Genomic DNA, 15,334 nt, shown 5'->3' with positions numbered 1-15,334 from the left:
AACTTAAGCGCTTAGAAACTTTGCGCTAACTCGCCCCCGGTCTCGGGACGTCGAGACCCCGCTCCCGTCCCCTCATCGCCGCGGAGTACCTGCATGACGCTCAACGCTTCGGACGCCGCACAGGACCACGCCGTCCTGACCGCGCGCGCCGCGATCGCCGCCCGTTTCGAACGACTGCCCCTGTGCCGCTGGCACGTCACCGTCCGCCTCATCGTCGGCGCCGTCACCTTCTTCGAGGCCTTCGACCAGCTCCTGATCGCCTACGCCCTGCCCGAGCTGCGCCACGAGTTCCACCTCGGCACCTCGGGGGCCACCCTGCTGCTCACCGTGGGCTCGATCGGCATGCTGATCGGCGCCCTGCTCTCCGGGCGGCTCGCCGACCGCGTCGGCCGGGTCAAGGTGATCGCGATCTGCGTCGCGGTCTCCAGCGCCGCGAACCTCGCCCTGGCCGCGGCGCCCTCCCTGGAGCTCTTCACGGGCCTGCGTTTCGTCCAGGGCCTGGCCATCGGCGGCGAGGTCCCGGTGGCCGCCACCTTCATCGCCGAGATCACCCGCAGCCACCGGCGCGGCCGCTTCGTGCTCCTGTACGAACTGGTCTTCCCCGCGGGACTCACCGTCGGCGCCCTCGTCGCCGCCTGGGTGGTGCCGATGCTCGGCTGGCGCTGGATGTACGCCATCGCCGCACTGCCCGGGCTGCTCTGCATCCTCGTCCAGCGCAAGGTGCCCGAGTCGCCTCGCTGGCTCGCCGACCACGGCAGGACGGACGAGGCCGCCGAGGTGATGACCGGCATCGAGAGGGAGGTCGAACGCGTCACGGGGAAGCCGCTGCCGCCGGGGCCCGACGCGGCGCCCGAGCCGGTGCCGACCGCCACCGCCACGGAGACCGCCACCGCCCCGGAGACCGCCACCAGCGGCCTGCGCGGCCTGTTCACCGGCCGCTACCGCCGCCGCACCCTGGTCATCGGCGTCCTCTGGTTCACCGGCTACTTCGTCAACTACGGCATCACGTCCTGGCTGCCGACGATCTACCAGAACCGCTACGACCTGTCCCTCTCGGACGCGCTCCTCTACTCCACCGTCACGTCCTGCGCGGGCCTGCTCGGCTGTCTCGTCGCCGCGCTCACCGTCGACACGGCGGGACGCAGGCGCGTGATCACCGGCTGTCTCGGCGGGGCCGCCGCGATGCTGCTCGTCCTCGCGTTCCTCGGTGCCGACACCCCGGTCGAGGTGCTGATCTGGACCTCGCTCGCGGCGGTCTTCTTCTTCGGCTCCAACATCTGTCTGTACCTGTACACGCCCGAGCTGTTCCCCACCCGCATGCGGGCGCTCGGCAGCAGCGTGGGCGGTGCGATGAACCGGCTCGGCGTGATCCTGGGCCCGATCGTGGTGGGCGCGGTCTACGCGGACGGCAGCGTCTCGACCGTGTTCGTGATGCTGGGCGCGGTGGCCGTGGTGGGCGCCGTCGTCGCGGCGCTCGGCGCGGAGGAGACGGCGGGGCGGCGCCTGGAGGAGGTGTCCCCCTGACGCCGGCCCCACCGTCTGCGGCGGCGGTCAGCCGAAGCGTTCGATCCTGATCCGGTCGACCGGCTGGCCGCCCGCCACGAGCAGCCGCGACGCGTGCTCCGCGAAACCGTTGGAGCCGCAGACGTACGCCTCCCAGCCGCCCTCGGGCTGCCCGTCCGCACCCAGGAAGGGCGCCAGATGGGCGGCGTTCAGGCGTCCCTCGGTGCGGGTCAGGACGGCCGTGGTCTCCTCGGCGTACTCGGCCGCGTAGATCAGGTCCTGTCGGGTGCGCGCCGAGACGACCAGGCGCAGCGGCAGGTCGAGCCCGGCGGCCCGGTGGTGGCGGACCATCGACATCAGCGGCACCACGCCGGAACCCGCGCCGAGCAGCAGCGCGGGCCGGTCGCCGGGCCAGGCGAAGAACCCGGACAGCGGCCCGCGCACCTCGACCGTGTCGCCGACGCGGGCGACGGTGTGCAGGTGTCCGGAGACCTCACCGCCCGGCACGTGGTCCAGGGTCAGCTCGATCTCGCCGCTGCCGTCGGGCGCCGACGCGATCGAGTAGTGCCGCTGGGCGACGTAGCCGTCCTCGGCGGTGAGCCGCAGCATGAGGTGCTGGCCCGGCAGGTGGCCCTGCCACTCGGGCACCTTGAGGCGGAACGTGGAGACGGCAGGGGTCTCCGCGCGGATCTCCAGGACGGTCGCGCGCTGCCAGGTGGCCGCGGCGCGGTTGCTGACCGCGATGCGCCCCGGCACGGCGAACCGGCTCGGCGGCACGAAGCCCTCGGAGGTGGGGAGTGCGTCAGTCACCGGAGTAGCGCTCCTCCGCCCACGGGTCGCCCCGGTGGTGATAGCCGTTCTGTTCCCAGAAGCCGGGCTCGTCGTGGTCCAACAGGCGCAGCCCGGCGACCCACTTGGCGCTCTTCCAGAAGTAGAGGTGCGGGACGATGAGCCGGGCGGGCCCGCCGTGCTCGGCGGGCAGCGGCCCCTCCTCGTACTCCCAGACGATCCACGCCTTGCCGCCCGTCACGTCGGCGAGCGGCAGGTTCGTGGTGTAGCCGGTGTGGGAGTACGCGACGACGTGTGTGGCGCCGGGCAGCGGGCCCGCTGCCGCCAGGAACGCGTCCAGGCTCACCCCGCCGAAGCGCACCCCGAACTTGGACCAGCTGGTCACGCAGTGGATGTCGCCCCGGTACTCGGACGCGGGCAGCGCGTGCGCCTCGTCCCAGGTCCAGGTGTGCGGCGTCGTGACGAGCCCGTCGACGCGGAACGTCCAGTCCGCGGCGGTCAGTTGGGGCGTCACCTCGGCGGACAGCACGGGCCAGCCGTCGCGCGCGTCGTACTGCCCGGGAGGCAGCCTCGGGTCGCGGTCCGCGGCGCGGGCGCGGCCCGTGAAGCCGCGGGTCGGCGCGAAGTCGGTGTAGCGGCTCATGCCGTGCTCGTCTCCGGTTCGGCGGCCGCCGCCTCGGCCAGGTCCCGCAGCACCGCGGCCTCGTCCAGCGTGCGCAGGGCGCGGTCGCGCATCAGGACGCGCCCCTCGACGACCGTGTCCCGGACGTCGGAGGCCGCCGCCGCGTACGCGAGCGTCGACCACGGGTCGTGCCGGGGCAGCAGATGCGGCCGGTCCAAGTCGAGGACGATCAGGTCGGCGCGCTTGCCCGCCTCGAGGGAGCCGAGCCGGTCGCCGAGGCCGAGGGCGCGCGCCGACTCGATGGTCGCCATCCGCACGGCCTGCTCGGCACCGACCGCCGTCGGGTCGCCGCCCGCCTTGTGCACCAGCGCGGCGATCTTCACCGCGCCGAGCAGGTCGAGGGTGTTGGAGGACACCGCGCCGTCCGTGCCGAGGCCGACCGTGACGCCCGCGTCCAGGAGCTCGGGCACGCGGGCGATGCCGCAGCCCAGCTTGAGGTTGGAGACCGGGCAGTGCGCGACGGGCGTGCCGGTGCGGGCCAGGGTCGCGATCTCGGCGTCCGTGAGGTCGACGGCGTGCGCGAGCAGGGTGTCGGGGCCGAGCACGCCCAGCGAGTCGAGCAGCTCCACGGGGCGCATGCCGTGCTGCGCCACGACGTTCTCGACCTCGGCCGCGTTCTCGGACGCGTGGATGTGGAGGAGCGCGCCGTGCTCCCTGGCGAGCGCGGCGATCTCGGTGAGCTGCGCGGGATTCAGGGTGTACGCGGAGTGCGCGCAGACCACCGGGCGGGTGCCGGGCGCGGGGACGTACGCCTTGAGGTGCGCGGTCGCCCACTCCAGGCGCTCGGCGTAGGGCTTGCCGTCCGGCGGGCCCGGCACGTCCATGAAGGTGGGGCCGGTCAGGAGGCGCCACCCGGCCTCGCGGGCGGCGGCCTCGGCGGACTCGTGGAACCAGAACATGTCGAGCGCGGTGGTGACACCGCCGCGCACGGACTCGGCGATCGCGGCCCGCATCGCGGTCGCCACCGTCCCGGGCGACAGGATCGCGGCCTCGCGCGGCACGACCCGCTCCAGGAAGCCCTGGAGGGTGACGTCGTCGGCGATGCCCCGCATCAGGTTCATCGCGAGGTGCGTGTGCGTGTTGATCAGGCCCGGCAGGACGAGGCAGCCGCGCGCGTCGATCTCCTCGGCGGCCTCGTACGTCGCGCGGAGCCGGTCGGCGGGTCCCACCTCGACGATCCGGCCCGCGCGGACGGCGACGGCGCCGTCCGGCACGAGGGTGCCCGCGTCGTCGACGGTCAGGACGTCGCCGCCGTGCACGAGCAGGTCCATGGCGCCGCCCCGGTCCTGGGCGGGCAGGTCAGTGGCGTACATCGGATCCGTTCTCGGGGTCGGGGGTGGCGGTCAGCGCTCGGCCGAGGCCAGCAGGCGCAGCGCGTCCAAGGTTATCCGGGCGCCCCGCTCGACCCCTTCGGCGACCACGTTGCGGTGCGGGTCGTACCCGCCGGTCGCCTCGGTGTCGACGAGCTCGTCGGCGTTGGCGCCGTCCACGACCAGGGCGCCGCCCGCGGTCAGGCCGTGCGTGGAGGCGAAGACGTAAAGGGCGGAGAGCTCCATCTCGATGGCGGCGATGCCCGCCGCCGCGTACGCCTCGCCGGGCAGCGGCAGGAAGCCCGGCTGGAAGGCGGCCCGCGTCCAGACCACCCCGCGGTGGTACGGCGCCTCGGCCGCCCGCGCCGCGCGCTGGAGCGCGAGGACCGCCTCGGGGGCCGAGAACGCCGGGTACTCGGCGGGGATCAGCTGCTGCGTGACCCCGTCGTCGCGCACCGCCGCGTCCGCGATGACCAGGTCGCCGTCGCGGATGCCGGGGCGGATCGCGCCCGCGGTGCCGAGCCGGATCAGCGTGCTGACACCCGCCTCCGCGAGCTCCTGGAAGAGCAGGATCGCGCCGGGCGCGCCGACGCCGTGCGAGGCGACGACCACGTCGGTGCCCTGCCAGCTGCCGGTGAAGACGCGGTACTCGCGGTGGTAGGACACCTCCTTGGCGTCAAAGAGGAGATCGGCGACGGCGGCCGCGCGGCCCGGGTCACCGACCACGACCGCCCGCGCGGGCAGCCCGGCCCGGGGCACGCGGGTGATGGGCAGGGTGTCGGTGGACGTCGTCATGAGGAGGCTCCTACCAGGGGCTCGGGACGCTTGCGGCGCTTGCGGCGCGCCGTGGACAGGAAGAGGGCGACCAGGGTCACCACATAGGGGGCGGCGTCGGTGGCCTGCTGTGGCAGACCGTTGCCCTGGAGCCGGAAGCCGACCGCCTCCGCGACGCCGAAGAGCAGCGCGGCGAGCAGCACCCCGACCGGCAGGGCCCGGCCCAGCATGACCGCGACCACGGCGATCCAGCCGCGGCCCGCCGTCATGTTCTCCGAGAACAACGTGACGTTGCCGAGGGCTAGTTGGGCGCCCGCGAGCCCGCACAGCAGCCCGCTGGTGAGCACGGCGGCGTACTGGTACTTCGCCGGGCTCACCCCCAGCGTCGCGGCCGCGTCGGGCGCCTCGCCGACCCCGCGGAGCCGCAGCCCCCAGGGATGGCGCGCGAGGAACACGGCGGCGACGGCGACGGCCGCCCACGAGAGGTACACGAGGGCGGAGTGGCCGGACAGGACGGGGCCGAGGAAGCCCAGGTCGATGCCGCCGAGGCCCGCGAGCCCGGGATCGGAGAAGGTGCCCTGCACGCCGAAGACCGTACGCAGCAGGAACCCGGTCAGGCCGACCGCGAGCAGATTGAGCGCGACGCCGAGCACGACGGCGTCCCCGCGCAGGGTGATGGTGCCCACGGCGAGGATCATCGCGTACGCCGCCGAGGCGAGGGCACCGAACAGGACACCGAGCCAGGCGCTGCCGGTGAACCAGCTGCCCGCGACCGCGCTGAAGCAGCCGATCAGCATCATGCCTTCGAGCCCGATGTTGAACACGCCCGCGCGCTCGCAGATCGCGCCGCCGAGCGCGGCGAGCAGGATCGGGGTGAGGGCGAGGAGCGCCGAGTGGAAGAGCGCGGAGTCGACGGACATCAGAGGTCCCCCTCGGTGCGGACGGGCTCGTCGGCGGCGGGTCCCGGCTTCCTGGCGCGCCGCCAGGTCAGCTGGAGCCGCGCGGCGAGGAAGACGATGACGACGGCCTGGAGCACCTGCGTCAGCTCGCGCGGCACGGCGGTGGCCCGCTCCATGGCGAGCCCGCCGACGTCCAGCGCGGCGAAGAACAGCGCGGCGAGCGCCGTGCCGAGCGGCGCGGCGGAGGCGAGGAGCGCGGCGGTCAGGCCCGTCCAGGTGTGCCCGGCCGCGGTCAGCGAACCGTCGATGAAGCGGTACGGGAAGCTGAGCACGCCGATCGCGCCGACCAGCCCGGCGACGGCCCCGGACAGGCCCATCAGGCGCAGCGTGAGCCGGGGCCCCTCGATGCCCGCGTACGCCGCGAAGCGCGGGTTGAGCCCCGTCATGCGGATCTCGTAGCCGGTGGCGGTGCGGGCGTCGGCGAACAGGAAGGCGGCCGCGGCGAGCACGACGAGCACCAGGCCCACCGTGACCGTCGACGACCCGAAGGCGGGCAGCTCGACGCCCTCGGGAAGCCGCCGGGTCTGCGGCAGGCTCGACCCCTCCTCCTTCAGCGGGAAGCGCGCGAGATAGGAGGCGAACGACATCGCCGGGTAGCCGAGCAGCAGGCTGCTCACCAGGAGCGGTACGCCGAACTGGTTCTGGCACACGGCGGCGAGCGCGGCGTAGGCGGCGCCCGCCAGCATCCCGGCGAGCAGCGCGGCGAGCACCGCGAGCGGGGCGGGCAGCGGGACGTAGAGCCCGGTGGCCGCCGCGGCGATGCCGCCGAGGACCAGCTGGCCGTCGCCGCCGAGGTTGAGCAGCCCGGCCCGCATCGGGATCGCGAGCGCGACGGCGAGCCCGATGATGCTGGTGCCCGTCGTCAGGGTCGACCCGATGCCGTCGGGCCCGAGCGCGCCGCTGAGCACGGAGCCGTACGCGCCGATGGGGTCGGCGCCGGTGCCGACGAGGAACAGCGCGCCGACGAGCACGGCGGCGACGACGGAGTGCAGGGCGGGGGAGCGCAGGGCGCGCCCCGCGACCGAGCGGGCCCCGGTCGCAGAATCGACGGCCATGTCAGGGGCCCTCCTTGAGGGATTCCTTGGGGGCTTCCTCGACGGATTCCTCGGCGGATACGGGGGGCTCCGGGGCGCCGCCCGCCATCGCGAGACCGAGCCGTCGCTCGTCGGCCTCGTCGCGAGGGAACTCGGCGGCGATCCCGCCTTCGAACATCACGAGGACCCGGTCCGAAAGGCCCCGGATCTCGCTGAGTTCGGCCGAGACGAGCAGGATCGCGTGACCCGCGTCGCGGTGCGCGATCAGCTGGTCGTGGATCGTCTGGATGGCGCCGATGTCCACCCCGCGGGTGGGCTGTTCGACGATCAACAGGGGCGATTCATGGGCGAGTTCACGGCCGATGACGAGTTTCTGGAGGTTGCCGCCGGAGAGCGAGCCCGCCGGGTGCCTGCTCGACGCGGCCTTGATGCCGAAGCGTTCGATCAGCACGCGCGCGTGCTCGCGCAGCCGGCCGGGCGTGAGCAGGCCGTGCCCGCGGTGGTGGCCCATGGCGAGGTTCTCCGCGATCGTCGCGGCCGGGGCGGTGCCGACCGCCGTGCGGTCCTCGGGGACGTACGCGAGGCCCGTCGCGCGGCGCCGCGCCGCCGACGCGTCCGTGACGTCCTCGCCGGTGAGCGTGACCCGGCCCGCGCCCACGGGGCGCAACCCCGCGACGGCCTCGACCAGTTCGGACTGGCCGTTGCCCGCGACGCCCGCGATGCCGACGATCTCCCCGGCGCGCACGTCGAACGACACGTCCCGCACGGCGTCCGTCGTCAGGCCGGTGACCGAGAGGACCGCCTCGCCGGGCGAGCCCGCAGGATGCATCCGGTCGAGCTCCACCGCGCGCCCGGTCATGGCCGCCGCGATGCCGTCCGCGCTCGTCTGCGCGGTCCGCAGCCGCGCGGCGACCCGCCCGTCGCGCAGCACCGTCACGGAGTCGCTGCCCTCCATGACCTCGCGCAGCTTGTGCGTGACCAGGAGGACGGTGCGGCCCTCGTCCGTGAGGGAGCGGAGCACGCGGAAGAGTCCGTCGGCCTCCGCGGGCGTGAGCACCGCCGTCGGCTCGTCGAGGATGAGCGTACGGGCGCCCCGGTAGAGGAGTTTGAGGATCTCCACGCGCTGGCGCACGCCCACCGGCAGGTCCGCGACCTTCGCCGTCGGATCCACGGCGAGCCCGTGCTCGTCGGCGAGCGCCGCGACCCGGCGCACCGCCTCCGCGCGATCGGTGAGACCGAAGCGGCGCGGTTCGGCGGCGTACACGACGTTCTCGGCGACCGTGAACGAAGGGAACAGCTTGAAGCTCTGGTGGACCATCCCGAGCCCGGCCGCGATCGCCTCGCTCGGGCTCGCGAAGGACACCTCGCGCCCGTCGAGCAGGATCTGCCCCGCGTCAGGGCGGTGCAGCCCATACAGGACGGACATCAGCGTGGACTTGCCCGCGCCGTTCTCGCCCATCAGGGCGTGGATCTCGCCGCGCCGCACCGTCAGGTCCACCCGGTCGTTGGCGAGCGTGCCGGGGAACTCCTTGGTGATGCCCCGCAGTTCGACGGCGGGTGTGCCGCCGGTGTCCTCAGGCGGCGGGGTCATCGACGGTCAGCTTCCCGGCGACGATGTCGTCCCGCAGTTCCTCGACGCGCTGGAGCACGTCCTTGTTGGCGGGCTTCGCGATCAGGCACGCCGAGTCCGCGACGCCCGGCTCCAGGCCGGTCAGCGACATGCCGCCCTCCTTCAGGCCGTACGACACGGTCGTGCCGCCCTTGCCGTCCAGGATCTGCGCGATGCCCTTCTCCACGGCGACGTCGGTCTTCTTCAGGACGTTGTCGACGACCACGCCGGGGTTGCCCACGCACTGGTTGGCGTCGACGCCGTACGCCTGGAAACCCTTGCCCTTGGCGGCCTGGAACACGCCCGTGTTGCCGCCCGCCGCGGCCGCCATCACCTGGTCGGCGCCGCCCGAAGCGAGCGTCGCCGCCTGGTCCTTGGCGCGCGCCGCGTCGTTGAACGGCGACTGCCCGCCGACGAACAGCGTCCGGGAGGTGACACCGGGCCGCACCTTCTTCGCGCCCGCCGCGAACGGCTCGCTGTAGCGCCGGAACTGCGGGGTGTCGAGCACGTCGACCGCGCCGACCTTCTTGCCCTTGGTGAGCAGCCCCGCCTCCGCGCCCGCGAGGTAGACCGCCTCGTGCTCGCGGAAGACGGCACAGGTGACGTTCTCGTACGTCTTCTTGGTGCACGCGTCGACGAGCAGGAACTGCTGCTTGGGATGCGCCTCCGCCTGCTGCGCCACGATGTCCGCGAACTCGAAGCCGACCAGCGCGATGACGTCGGGCGCCGAGTCCACGGCCGAGGCGACGTTCTGCTGCCGCGAGTCGTTGTCGCTGCTCTGGAACACCTTCTGCGAGCCGCCCTGCGCTGTCGCCGCCGCCTTCACCCCGGCGACGGCCAGCTTGAGGAACTCGTTCTGGGCGACGGGGTCGGGCGTGACGAGCGTGAACGCCTTCCCCTTCGCCCCCTTGCCCGCGTCGTCGTCCTTGGCCGCGGCGTTGCAGCCGGTCGCGAGGAGGACGGCGCCGACGGTCGCGGCGGTGAGTCTCAGTGACGTACGCGTACGCAGGGACATGGGATCGCCTTCGTGGAGGCGCCCGGGGCGGGACCCGGGCGGAGACAGGAGAGTCGTACGTGCGGTGCGAGTGTCGCGCTCAGCGACAACAGCGGCGACAGCGGCACATTCGGCGGCCGCAGGACACGGTGGGGCAGCGCGTCGCGTCCGCTTTCGCGGTGATGATCGCGGTCATGGCTGTCCTCCTCGCACCGTGGATCGGATCGATCTGTCCTGGGTGGCGGTGAGGGTAACACCGGATTTCGGACAGCCGCACGAACGTCTCGAAATGTGGTTCGAGCATGTCAGGTACGGTGACGGCACCCCTCCTCCCGTGGCCGGAATCGCCCCCCTTCATTCGGAGTTGAGCCCATGAACCACCAGGAACTGCGCGCCGTGACGTGGACGGCGGCCGCGGAGGACGGCCGTCCCGCCCTGTCCCTCATCGACCAGACGGCGCTCCCGCACACTCTGGAGCGCCTCGCCGTCACCACGGTCGACGGCCTCGTCGACGCGATCGTGAGCCTCGTCGTGCGCGGCGCCCCCGCGATCGGCGCCGCGGGCGGGTACGGGGTGGCGCTCGCCATGGCGCAGGCCGAGCGCGAGGGCTGGGACCGCGCGCGCCTGGACGCCGAGGTCGCACGGATCCGCGCGGCCAGGCCCACCGCGGTGAACCTCATGGTCTGCGTCGACCGCGTCGCGCCCCGCATCGGCGAGGGCCTGCCCGCGGTGCTCGCCGAGGCCGACGCGATCGTCCGCGAGGACCTGGCGGCCAACCGCGCGATGGGCGCGTACGGCGCGGACTGGCTCCTCAAGCGGGTGGCTGCCGCCGGGGAGCGCCCGCTGCGCATCCTCACCCACTGCAACACCGGCGCCCTCGCCACGGCGGGCTGGGGCACCGCGCTGGGCATCATCCGCGAACTGCACGCCAGGGGCCGGATCGAGACGGTCTACGCCGACGAGACCCGCCCGCTCCTCCAGGGCGCGCGCCTCACGGCCTGGGAGCTCGCCCAGGAGGGCATACCGCACTACGTCCAGGCGGACGGCGCGGCGGCGGGCACCATCCTGCGCGGCGAGGTCGACGCGGCGATCGTCGGCGCGGACCGCGTCGCCGCCAACGGCGACACCGCCAACAAGGTCGGCACGGTGGGCATAGCCCTCGCGTGCGCCTACGCGGGCATCCCCTTCGTGGTGGCGGCACCCACGACCACGGTCGACCTGACCACGCCGTCGGGTGACGCCATCCACATCGAACTCCGGGGCGAGGACGAGGTGGTGGAGTGGGCGGGCATCCGCACCGCTCCCGCGGCATCCCGCGGCCACAACCCGGCGTTCGACGTGACGCCCGGCTCCCTGGTGACGGCGCTCGTCACGGAGCAGGGCGTACGGGAGGTGGCGGCGGGGGAGTTGCCGGTGGTGGGCCCGTCCGGCGCTTGAGCGGACTACCCGCGCGCGGCCAGCGCGGCCAGGGCCTCCGCGACCGGGGCGGGATCCAGCGGCCCGACGTGTGACGCCCCGGGGAAGTCGCGTACGCGGAACCTGTTGCCCGGCGTGGCCGCGTCCGCCTCGGCGATCATCCTGTCCTGGAGCGCGGTGGCGATCGTCCGGTCGTTGCCGAACCGCAGGTAGGTGCGGGGCAGACGGCCCCAGGTGCCCGCCCGGCCGACCGCTCGGCCCGCGTACGCGGCGACCGGCTCGTCGGTCTGCATCTCGGCCAGGATCCGGCGGAACTCGGCGTCGGGGTAGTCCGCGCAGATCATCTCCTTCAGGAGGGCGAGAGCGTGGCTGTCACCCGTCCGGAAGTTCAGCCGCAGGACGCCGATGCGGTCCAGGTCGCCCATCGCCAGCTCGACCGGGCTGACGGCGTTCGCGTTCTCGGGCGCCGCCGTGCAGGCGTCCGCGGTGGGCAGGGCGCGGCTCGGGCAGAAGGCCGCCATGTAGCAGATGTGGTGCAGCAGGTGCGGGACGGCGTCGGCGACGCGGCTCACCGACACGCCGCCCAGGCTGTGCCCGACGAGCACCACCGGGCCGTTGCGCGCCGCCCGCCGCACGATGCCCGTGACGCGCGCCTCGTAGTCGTCGAGGTCGAGGCCCTTCAGCGGGGACGGCTCGACCGCCAGTGCCGCGAGGTCCTGGCGCTGGTACGACTCCGGCACGAAGGCCTCGGCGCCGTGCCCGGGCTGGTCCACCATGACCGCGCGGTGCCCGCGCAGCGTCAGCTCCCGTGCGATCGGCATCCAGAACGCGCCCGCGCTGTGGGTGCCGTGCACCAGCACGTAGGTGGTGGGCCCGCGACGCGGGGCCGCGGCGGCCGGAGAGGCGCCGAGCCCGGTGGCCAGCGCCGCGCCCCCCACCGCGAGTCCGAGCCCGCGTAACGCGGCCCTCCTGGTGGCACCCGTCCGGTCCTGAGCCTGTTCTTCGTTCCCGGTATTCGTCATGAGCACGACGCTACGAAGGGGCCGCGCCGCCTGCCAGAGGCCCAGCACCCCTTCAGAGGTGGGGCCAGCTCCACTCTCCTCGGAGGCGGGGCCGGCTCCACCCTCTCAGCGCCGCGCCAACTCCAGTTCGAGGAGCCACTCCACGACCTCGGCCCGGTGCCGCGCCTCACGGGCGTCGGCGCCCCACACGTAGATCCCGTGCCCGGCCACGACGACCGCGGGCATCCCCGGGGCCAGCGCCGCTTCGAGCCGGTCCCCGAGCACCGTCATGTCCTGGCTGTTCGCGATCACCGGCAGCGTCACCGAGACCTCGTGCGTCGGATGCCCGAGCCCCTTCAGCATCTCCAGGCCCTCGAACACGAGCCCCTCGGGGGACCGTTGCCCCATGACCACGGACGCCACCGTGTGGACGTGCACCACGGCGCCCGCGCCGGTGAGCCGCGCCACGCGCGCGTGCAGCGCGGCCTCGGCGGACGGCCTGCCGGGGCCGACCGCGGCCCCCGCCCCGTCCGTGAGCACCACGTCGGACGACGTCAGTTCGCCCTTGTCCCGGCCGCTCGCCGTCACGGCGAGCCGCAGCGGATCACGGGAGAGGACGAGCGACAGGTTCCCCGACGTGCCCCGCATCCAGCCGAACGACGCGAACCGCGCGGCCTCCGCGGCGAGCACGGCACCCGCCTCCTCCAGATCGGCAGCGGTAACGGCGCTGACGGAGGTGACGGCGGTGGTCCCGGTCATGAACTGCTCCAAGTCCGCGACCACCGGATGGTCGCCGAAGTCGGCGTCGGCGTACGGCTCCCCGGCCCTGCGCACCCCGACCGCACGCCAGCCCGCGGCCCGCGCCGCGTCCAGCTCGCCGGGCCGGTCGGAGAGGAAGAGCAGCCGCTCGGGGGCGACGCCGGTGGACGAGGCGATCTTCCGGTAGGAGTCCGCCTCCTGCTTGGGCCCCGCGTTCTCGGTGTCGTACAACCCGCTGACGAGACCGAGCAGATCGCCCTCGGGGGAGTGCGCGAACCACGCGCGCTGCGCGGCCACCGAACCGGACGAGTAGACGTAGAGCCGCACCCCGTCCGCGTGCCAGCGCCGCAGCACCTCGATGACGTCGGGGTAGAAGTGCGAGACGAGGTCACCGCGGGCGAAGCCCTCCGCCCACAGGATGCCCTGCAACGTCTTCAGGGGCGTCGCCTTGCGGTCCTCGTCGACCCACCGGCCGAGGATCTCCTCCACGCGCGCGGCGTCCGCGTCGGGCTCACCGGCCTCGGCCCGCACCTGCGCGACGGCCCGCGCCACCTCGGGCTCCGCGCCCCGCGCGGCGAGGAGCGCGCCGAAGCGTGCGCGCGCGTACGGGTACAGCACGTCCACCACGAACCCCGTGGCGCTCGTGGTGCCTTCGATGTCGAGCACCACGGCGTCCACGGCGTCCACGTCGAACCGGCCGGGCTCCACGCTCACGCGGCGTACCCCGCGTGGATCTCGTCGAAGTCGGGGAAGCGCTCCGCGATCGGGCTGCCCGTGAAGTTCCCGATCCAGCCGTCCTCCTCGTGGAAGAAGCGGATCGCGGTGAACGCGGGCGACGTGCCCATGTCGAACCAGTGCGTCGTGCCCCGCGGCACCCCGAGCAGGTCGCCCTTCTCGCAGTACACGGCGTGCACTTCGCCCGCCACGTGCAGATAGAAGATCCCGGCGCCCGCGACGAAGAAGCGCACCTCGTCATCGTCGTCGTGGGTGTGCTCGGCCAGGAACTTCTGCCGGGCGGCCGCGGCCTTCGCGGGCCACTGCGGGTCCTCGCTCGGGTGGAGCGCCACGACGTCCACGGTCCGGAAGCCCTCTTCGGCGTTGAGCTTGTCGATCTCCGCGCGGTAGGCGGCGAAGACCGTGTCGCTGTCCGCGTCGGCCGGCACGTCCTCGCGCACCGGCCACTGCTCGTAGCGCACGCCTATGGGGGCCAGCGCGGCGGCGATCTCCACCGGGTCCGAGGTGCGCCGCACTAGGGACTCGGGGCCGGTCTCCGGCCAGGTCGTCAGGAGGGTCATTGATCACTCCAGGGCAGGTCAGGGCTGTTCTTCGGATCGTAGCTCCCGGTGCGGACACGTCACGGGGTGTCCCACAGCGTGGACGGCGCGGCCCTGCGCACCACCGGCGCGATCTCCTGCGCGAACCGCTCCAGGGTCTCGATCTGCTCGGCGGGCGCGAGCCCGAAACCGTCCACCGTGATCGACTGCAGATCGTGCCCGTACACCTCGTGGTAGCCGAGGATCTTGTCGATGATCTGCTGCGGGGAGCCGATGAGTTGGGGCCCGTCCGCGATCGCGTCCTCGATCGTGCGGAAGGGCGTGTTGTACCCCGCCTTTCCCGCCAGATCGGGCCGGAAGGACTGCGCGACCTTCGCCTCGTACAGCTCCTTGTAGCGGGCGACGGCCTGCTCCGCCGTGTCCGCGATGAGCAGCCCGCCCGAGCCCGCCGCGACACGGGCGCGGGCCGGATCGTGGCCGTACGCCTCGAAGCGCTCGCGGTAGTGGGCGATCAGCGACGCGTACGCCGAGCGCGGCTGGACGGCGTTGGCCGTGAACAGCGGATCGCCGTGCTTGGCCGCGAGCTCGGGGGAGTTGAGGGAGGTCGCCGAGCCGTGCCAGACGCGCGGCGCCCCGTCGTAGGGACGCGGCACCGTCGTCACGTTCTTCAGCGGCGGCCTGAACTCGCCCTCCCAGTCGACGTTCTCCTGCGTCCACAGGCGCCGCAGCAGCTCGTACTTCTCGCGCTGCAGGTCCCACTGCCGCTCCTCGTCGAGCCCGAACAGGTCGAAGTGCCCGGCCTCCGCCCCCTTGCCGACGACGAGTTCGACGCGGCCGCGCGAGATCTGGTCGAGGGTCGCGTAGTCCTCAGCGACCCGCACCGGGTCGAGGATCGCGACGACGGTGACGCCGGTGAGCAGCCGGATGCGGGAGGTGCGCGCCGCGATCGCGCCGAGCACGACCGTCGGGCTCGACGACAGGAAGGCGCCCGCGTGCCGCTCGCCCACGGCGTACGCGTCGTAGCCGAGGCGCTCGGCGGCCACCCCGACCTCGATCACCTCGTCGAACCGGTCGGCGGGGGAGGGGAGTCGGCCTGTCAGCGGGTGCGGGGCGTGGGAGATGAGGGAAAGCACCTGGAACTTCATGCCTTCAAATGTGCGCGCGGAACGTTGCGGCCCTGTGGCGGCGGTGTGGCATGAGCAGGGGCACGGGGCGGGGCACGGGGCGGGG

At 73.5% G+C, this 15,334-nt stretch carries 14 protein-coding genes and 1 pseudogene; 2 read left to right on the top strand and 13 right to left on the bottom strand.

Translation table 11 applies throughout. The features are described from left to right. The first annotated feature begins 93 nt into the window (after positions 1-93). Positions 94-1,524 (top strand): MFS transporter, encoded by a 1,431-nt coding sequence (locus tag KY5_RS07445; protein ID WP_098241465.1) that lies wholly within the window; start codon positions 94-96, stop codon positions 1,522-1,524. A gap of 27 nt (positions 1,525-1,551) precedes the next feature. Here KY5_RS07445 and KY5_RS07440 read toward each other — a convergent pair whose 3' ends face one another. Genes KY5_RS07440 through KY5_RS07405 form a run of 8 tightly spaced genes read right to left on the bottom strand, consistent with a single transcriptional unit; the run spans position 1,552 to position 9,675 of the window. Continuing rightward, entirely contained in the window at positions 1,552-2,313 is a 762-nt protein-coding gene (locus tag KY5_RS07440; protein WP_098241464.1) for a ferredoxin reductase, read from the bottom strand. After that, on the bottom strand, positions 2,306-2,935 hold the full coding sequence (locus tag KY5_RS07435) for a sulfite oxidase-like oxidoreductase (protein ID WP_098241463.1): 630 nt from the start codon (positions 2,933-2,935) through the stop codon (positions 2,306-2,308). Before KY5_RS07435 ends, KY5_RS07440 begins: the two co-directional genes overlap by 8 nt. After that, entirely contained in the window at positions 2,932-4,287 is a 1,356-nt protein-coding gene (locus KY5_RS07430) for an amidohydrolase (protein ID WP_199842964.1), read from the bottom strand. The genes KY5_RS07435 and KY5_RS07430 overlap by 4 nt, the downstream gene beginning before the upstream one ends. Positions 4,288-4,317: 30 nt before the next feature. Continuing rightward, positions 4,318-5,079, bottom strand: coding sequence for a purine-nucleoside phosphorylase (locus tag KY5_RS07425; protein ID WP_098241462.1), 762 nt, complete (start codon positions 5,077-5,079; stop codon positions 4,318-4,320). Beyond that, positions 5,076-5,978: an ABC transporter permease gene (locus tag KY5_RS07420; protein WP_098241461.1), complete on the bottom strand. Its 903-nt coding sequence runs from the start codon at positions 5,976-5,978 to the stop codon at positions 5,076-5,078. Before KY5_RS07420 ends, KY5_RS07425 begins: the two co-directional genes overlap by 4 nt. After that, entirely contained in the window at positions 5,978-7,072 is a 1,095-nt protein-coding gene (locus KY5_RS07415) for an ABC transporter permease subunit (RefSeq protein WP_098241460.1), read from the bottom strand. Before KY5_RS07415 ends, KY5_RS07420 begins: the two co-directional genes overlap by 1 nt. 1 nt (position 7,073) lies before the next feature. Next, positions 7,074-8,642: an ABC transporter ATP-binding protein gene (locus tag KY5_RS07410; protein ID WP_098241459.1), complete on the bottom strand. Its 1,569-nt coding sequence runs from the start codon at positions 8,640-8,642 to the stop codon at positions 7,074-7,076. Beyond that, complete coding sequence (locus KY5_RS07405) at positions 8,626-9,675, bottom strand: BMP family ABC transporter substrate-binding protein (protein WP_098241458.1); 1,050 nt, start codon at positions 9,673-9,675, stop codon at positions 8,626-8,628. Before KY5_RS07405 ends, KY5_RS07410 begins: the two co-directional genes overlap by 17 nt. Before the next feature lie 351 nt (positions 9,676-10,026). Here KY5_RS07405 and mtnA point away from each other — a divergent pair, with 351 nt between their 5' ends. Next, the gene (mtnA, locus tag KY5_RS07400; protein ID WP_098241457.1) at positions 10,027-11,091 is read left to right on the top strand and encodes an S-methyl-5-thioribose-1-phosphate isomerase; all 1,065 of its coding nucleotides are present in this window, start codon (positions 10,027-10,029) and stop codon (positions 11,089-11,091) included. A gap of 5 nt (positions 11,092-11,096) precedes the next feature. Here the strand turns inward: mtnA and KY5_RS07395 are convergent, their stop codons facing one another. The 5 genes and pseudogenes from KY5_RS07395 to KY5_RS07375 all read right to left on the bottom strand — a co-directional run bounded on the left by KY5_RS07395 (position 11,097) and on the right by KY5_RS07375 (position 15,249). Beyond that, positions 11,097-12,008 (bottom strand): alpha/beta hydrolase, encoded by a 912-nt coding sequence (locus KY5_RS07395; RefSeq protein WP_199843532.1) that lies wholly within the window; start codon positions 12,006-12,008, stop codon positions 11,097-11,099. A 189-nt stretch (positions 12,009-12,197) separates the two neighbouring features. Beyond that, positions 12,198-12,830, bottom strand: a complete 633-nt coding sequence (gene mtnB / locus KY5_RS07390; RefSeq protein ID WP_098247104.1) for a methylthioribulose 1-phosphate dehydratase — start codon at positions 12,828-12,830, stop codon at positions 12,198-12,200. A gap of 27 nt (positions 12,831-12,857) precedes the next feature. Next, positions 12,858-13,544: pseudogene (gene mtnC / locus KY5_RS07385) on the bottom strand (acireductone synthase); the annotation flags it as partial. After that, the gene (locus tag KY5_RS07380; RefSeq protein WP_098241456.1) at positions 13,541-14,125 is read right to left on the bottom strand and encodes a 1,2-dihydroxy-3-keto-5-methylthiopentene dioxygenase; all 585 of its coding nucleotides are present in this window, start codon (positions 14,123-14,125) and stop codon (positions 13,541-13,543) included. The pseudogene mtnC and the gene KY5_RS07380, both read right to left, overlap by 4 nt. A 59-nt stretch (positions 14,126-14,184) precedes the next feature. Next, the gene (locus KY5_RS07375; protein WP_098241455.1) at positions 14,185-15,249 is read right to left on the bottom strand and encodes an LLM class flavin-dependent oxidoreductase; all 1,065 of its coding nucleotides are present in this window, start codon (positions 15,247-15,249) and stop codon (positions 14,185-14,187) included. Positions 15,250-15,334: the final 85 nt, after the last annotated feature.

It is taken from the genome of Streptomyces formicae (assembly GCF_002556545.1).
GTDB classification, from domain to species: Bacteria; Actinomycetota; Actinomycetes; order Streptomycetales; family Streptomycetaceae; genus Streptomyces; species Streptomyces formicae_A.
Note: the sequence above shows the minus strand (reverse complement) of the source record. Positions and strands in the feature narration are given on the sequence as shown.

Excerpts from the sequence above, each read along its gene's own strand:
- KY5_RS07445 (WP_098241465.1), top strand. The coding sequence starts at position 94 with ATGACGCTCAACGCTTCGGACGCCGCACAGGACCACGCCGTCCTGACC.
- KY5_RS07435 (WP_098241463.1), bottom strand. The coding sequence starts at position 2,935 with ATGAGCCGCTACACCGACTTCGCGCCGACCCGCGGCTTCACGGGCCGC.
- KY5_RS07430 (WP_199842964.1), bottom strand. The coding sequence starts at position 4,287 with ATGTACGCCACTGACCTGCCCGCCCAGGACCGGGGCGGCGCCATGGAC.
- KY5_RS07425 (WP_098241462.1), bottom strand. The coding sequence starts at position 5,079 with ATGACGACGTCCACCGACACCCTGCCCATCACCCGCGTGCCCCGGGCC.
- KY5_RS07420 (WP_098241461.1), bottom strand. The coding sequence starts at position 5,978 with ATGTCCGTCGACTCCGCGCTCTTCCACTCGGCGCTCCTCGCCCTCACC.
- KY5_RS07415 (WP_098241460.1), bottom strand. The coding sequence starts at position 7,072 with ATGGCCGTCGATTCTGCGACCGGGGCCCGCTCGGTCGCGGGGCGCGCC.
- KY5_RS07410 (WP_098241459.1), bottom strand. The coding sequence starts at position 8,642 with ATGACCCCGCCGCCTGAGGACACCGGCGGCACACCCGCCGTCGAACTG.
- KY5_RS07405 (WP_098241458.1), bottom strand. The coding sequence starts at position 9,675 with ATGTCCCTGCGTACGCGTACGTCACTGAGACTCACCGCCGCGACCGTC.
- mtnA (WP_098241457.1), top strand. The coding sequence starts at position 10,027 with ATGAACCACCAGGAACTGCGCGCCGTGACGTGGACGGCGGCCGCGGAG.
- mtnB (WP_098247104.1), bottom strand. The coding sequence starts at position 12,830 with ATGACCGGGACCACCGCCGTCACCTCCGTCAGCGCCGTTACCGCTGCC.
- KY5_RS07380 (WP_098241456.1), bottom strand. The coding sequence starts at position 14,125 with ATGACCCTCCTGACGACCTGGCCGGAGACCGGCCCCGAGTCCCTAGTG.
- KY5_RS07375 (WP_098241455.1), bottom strand. The coding sequence starts at position 15,249 with ATGAAGTTCCAGGTGCTTTCCCTCATCTCCCACGCCCCGCACCCGCTG.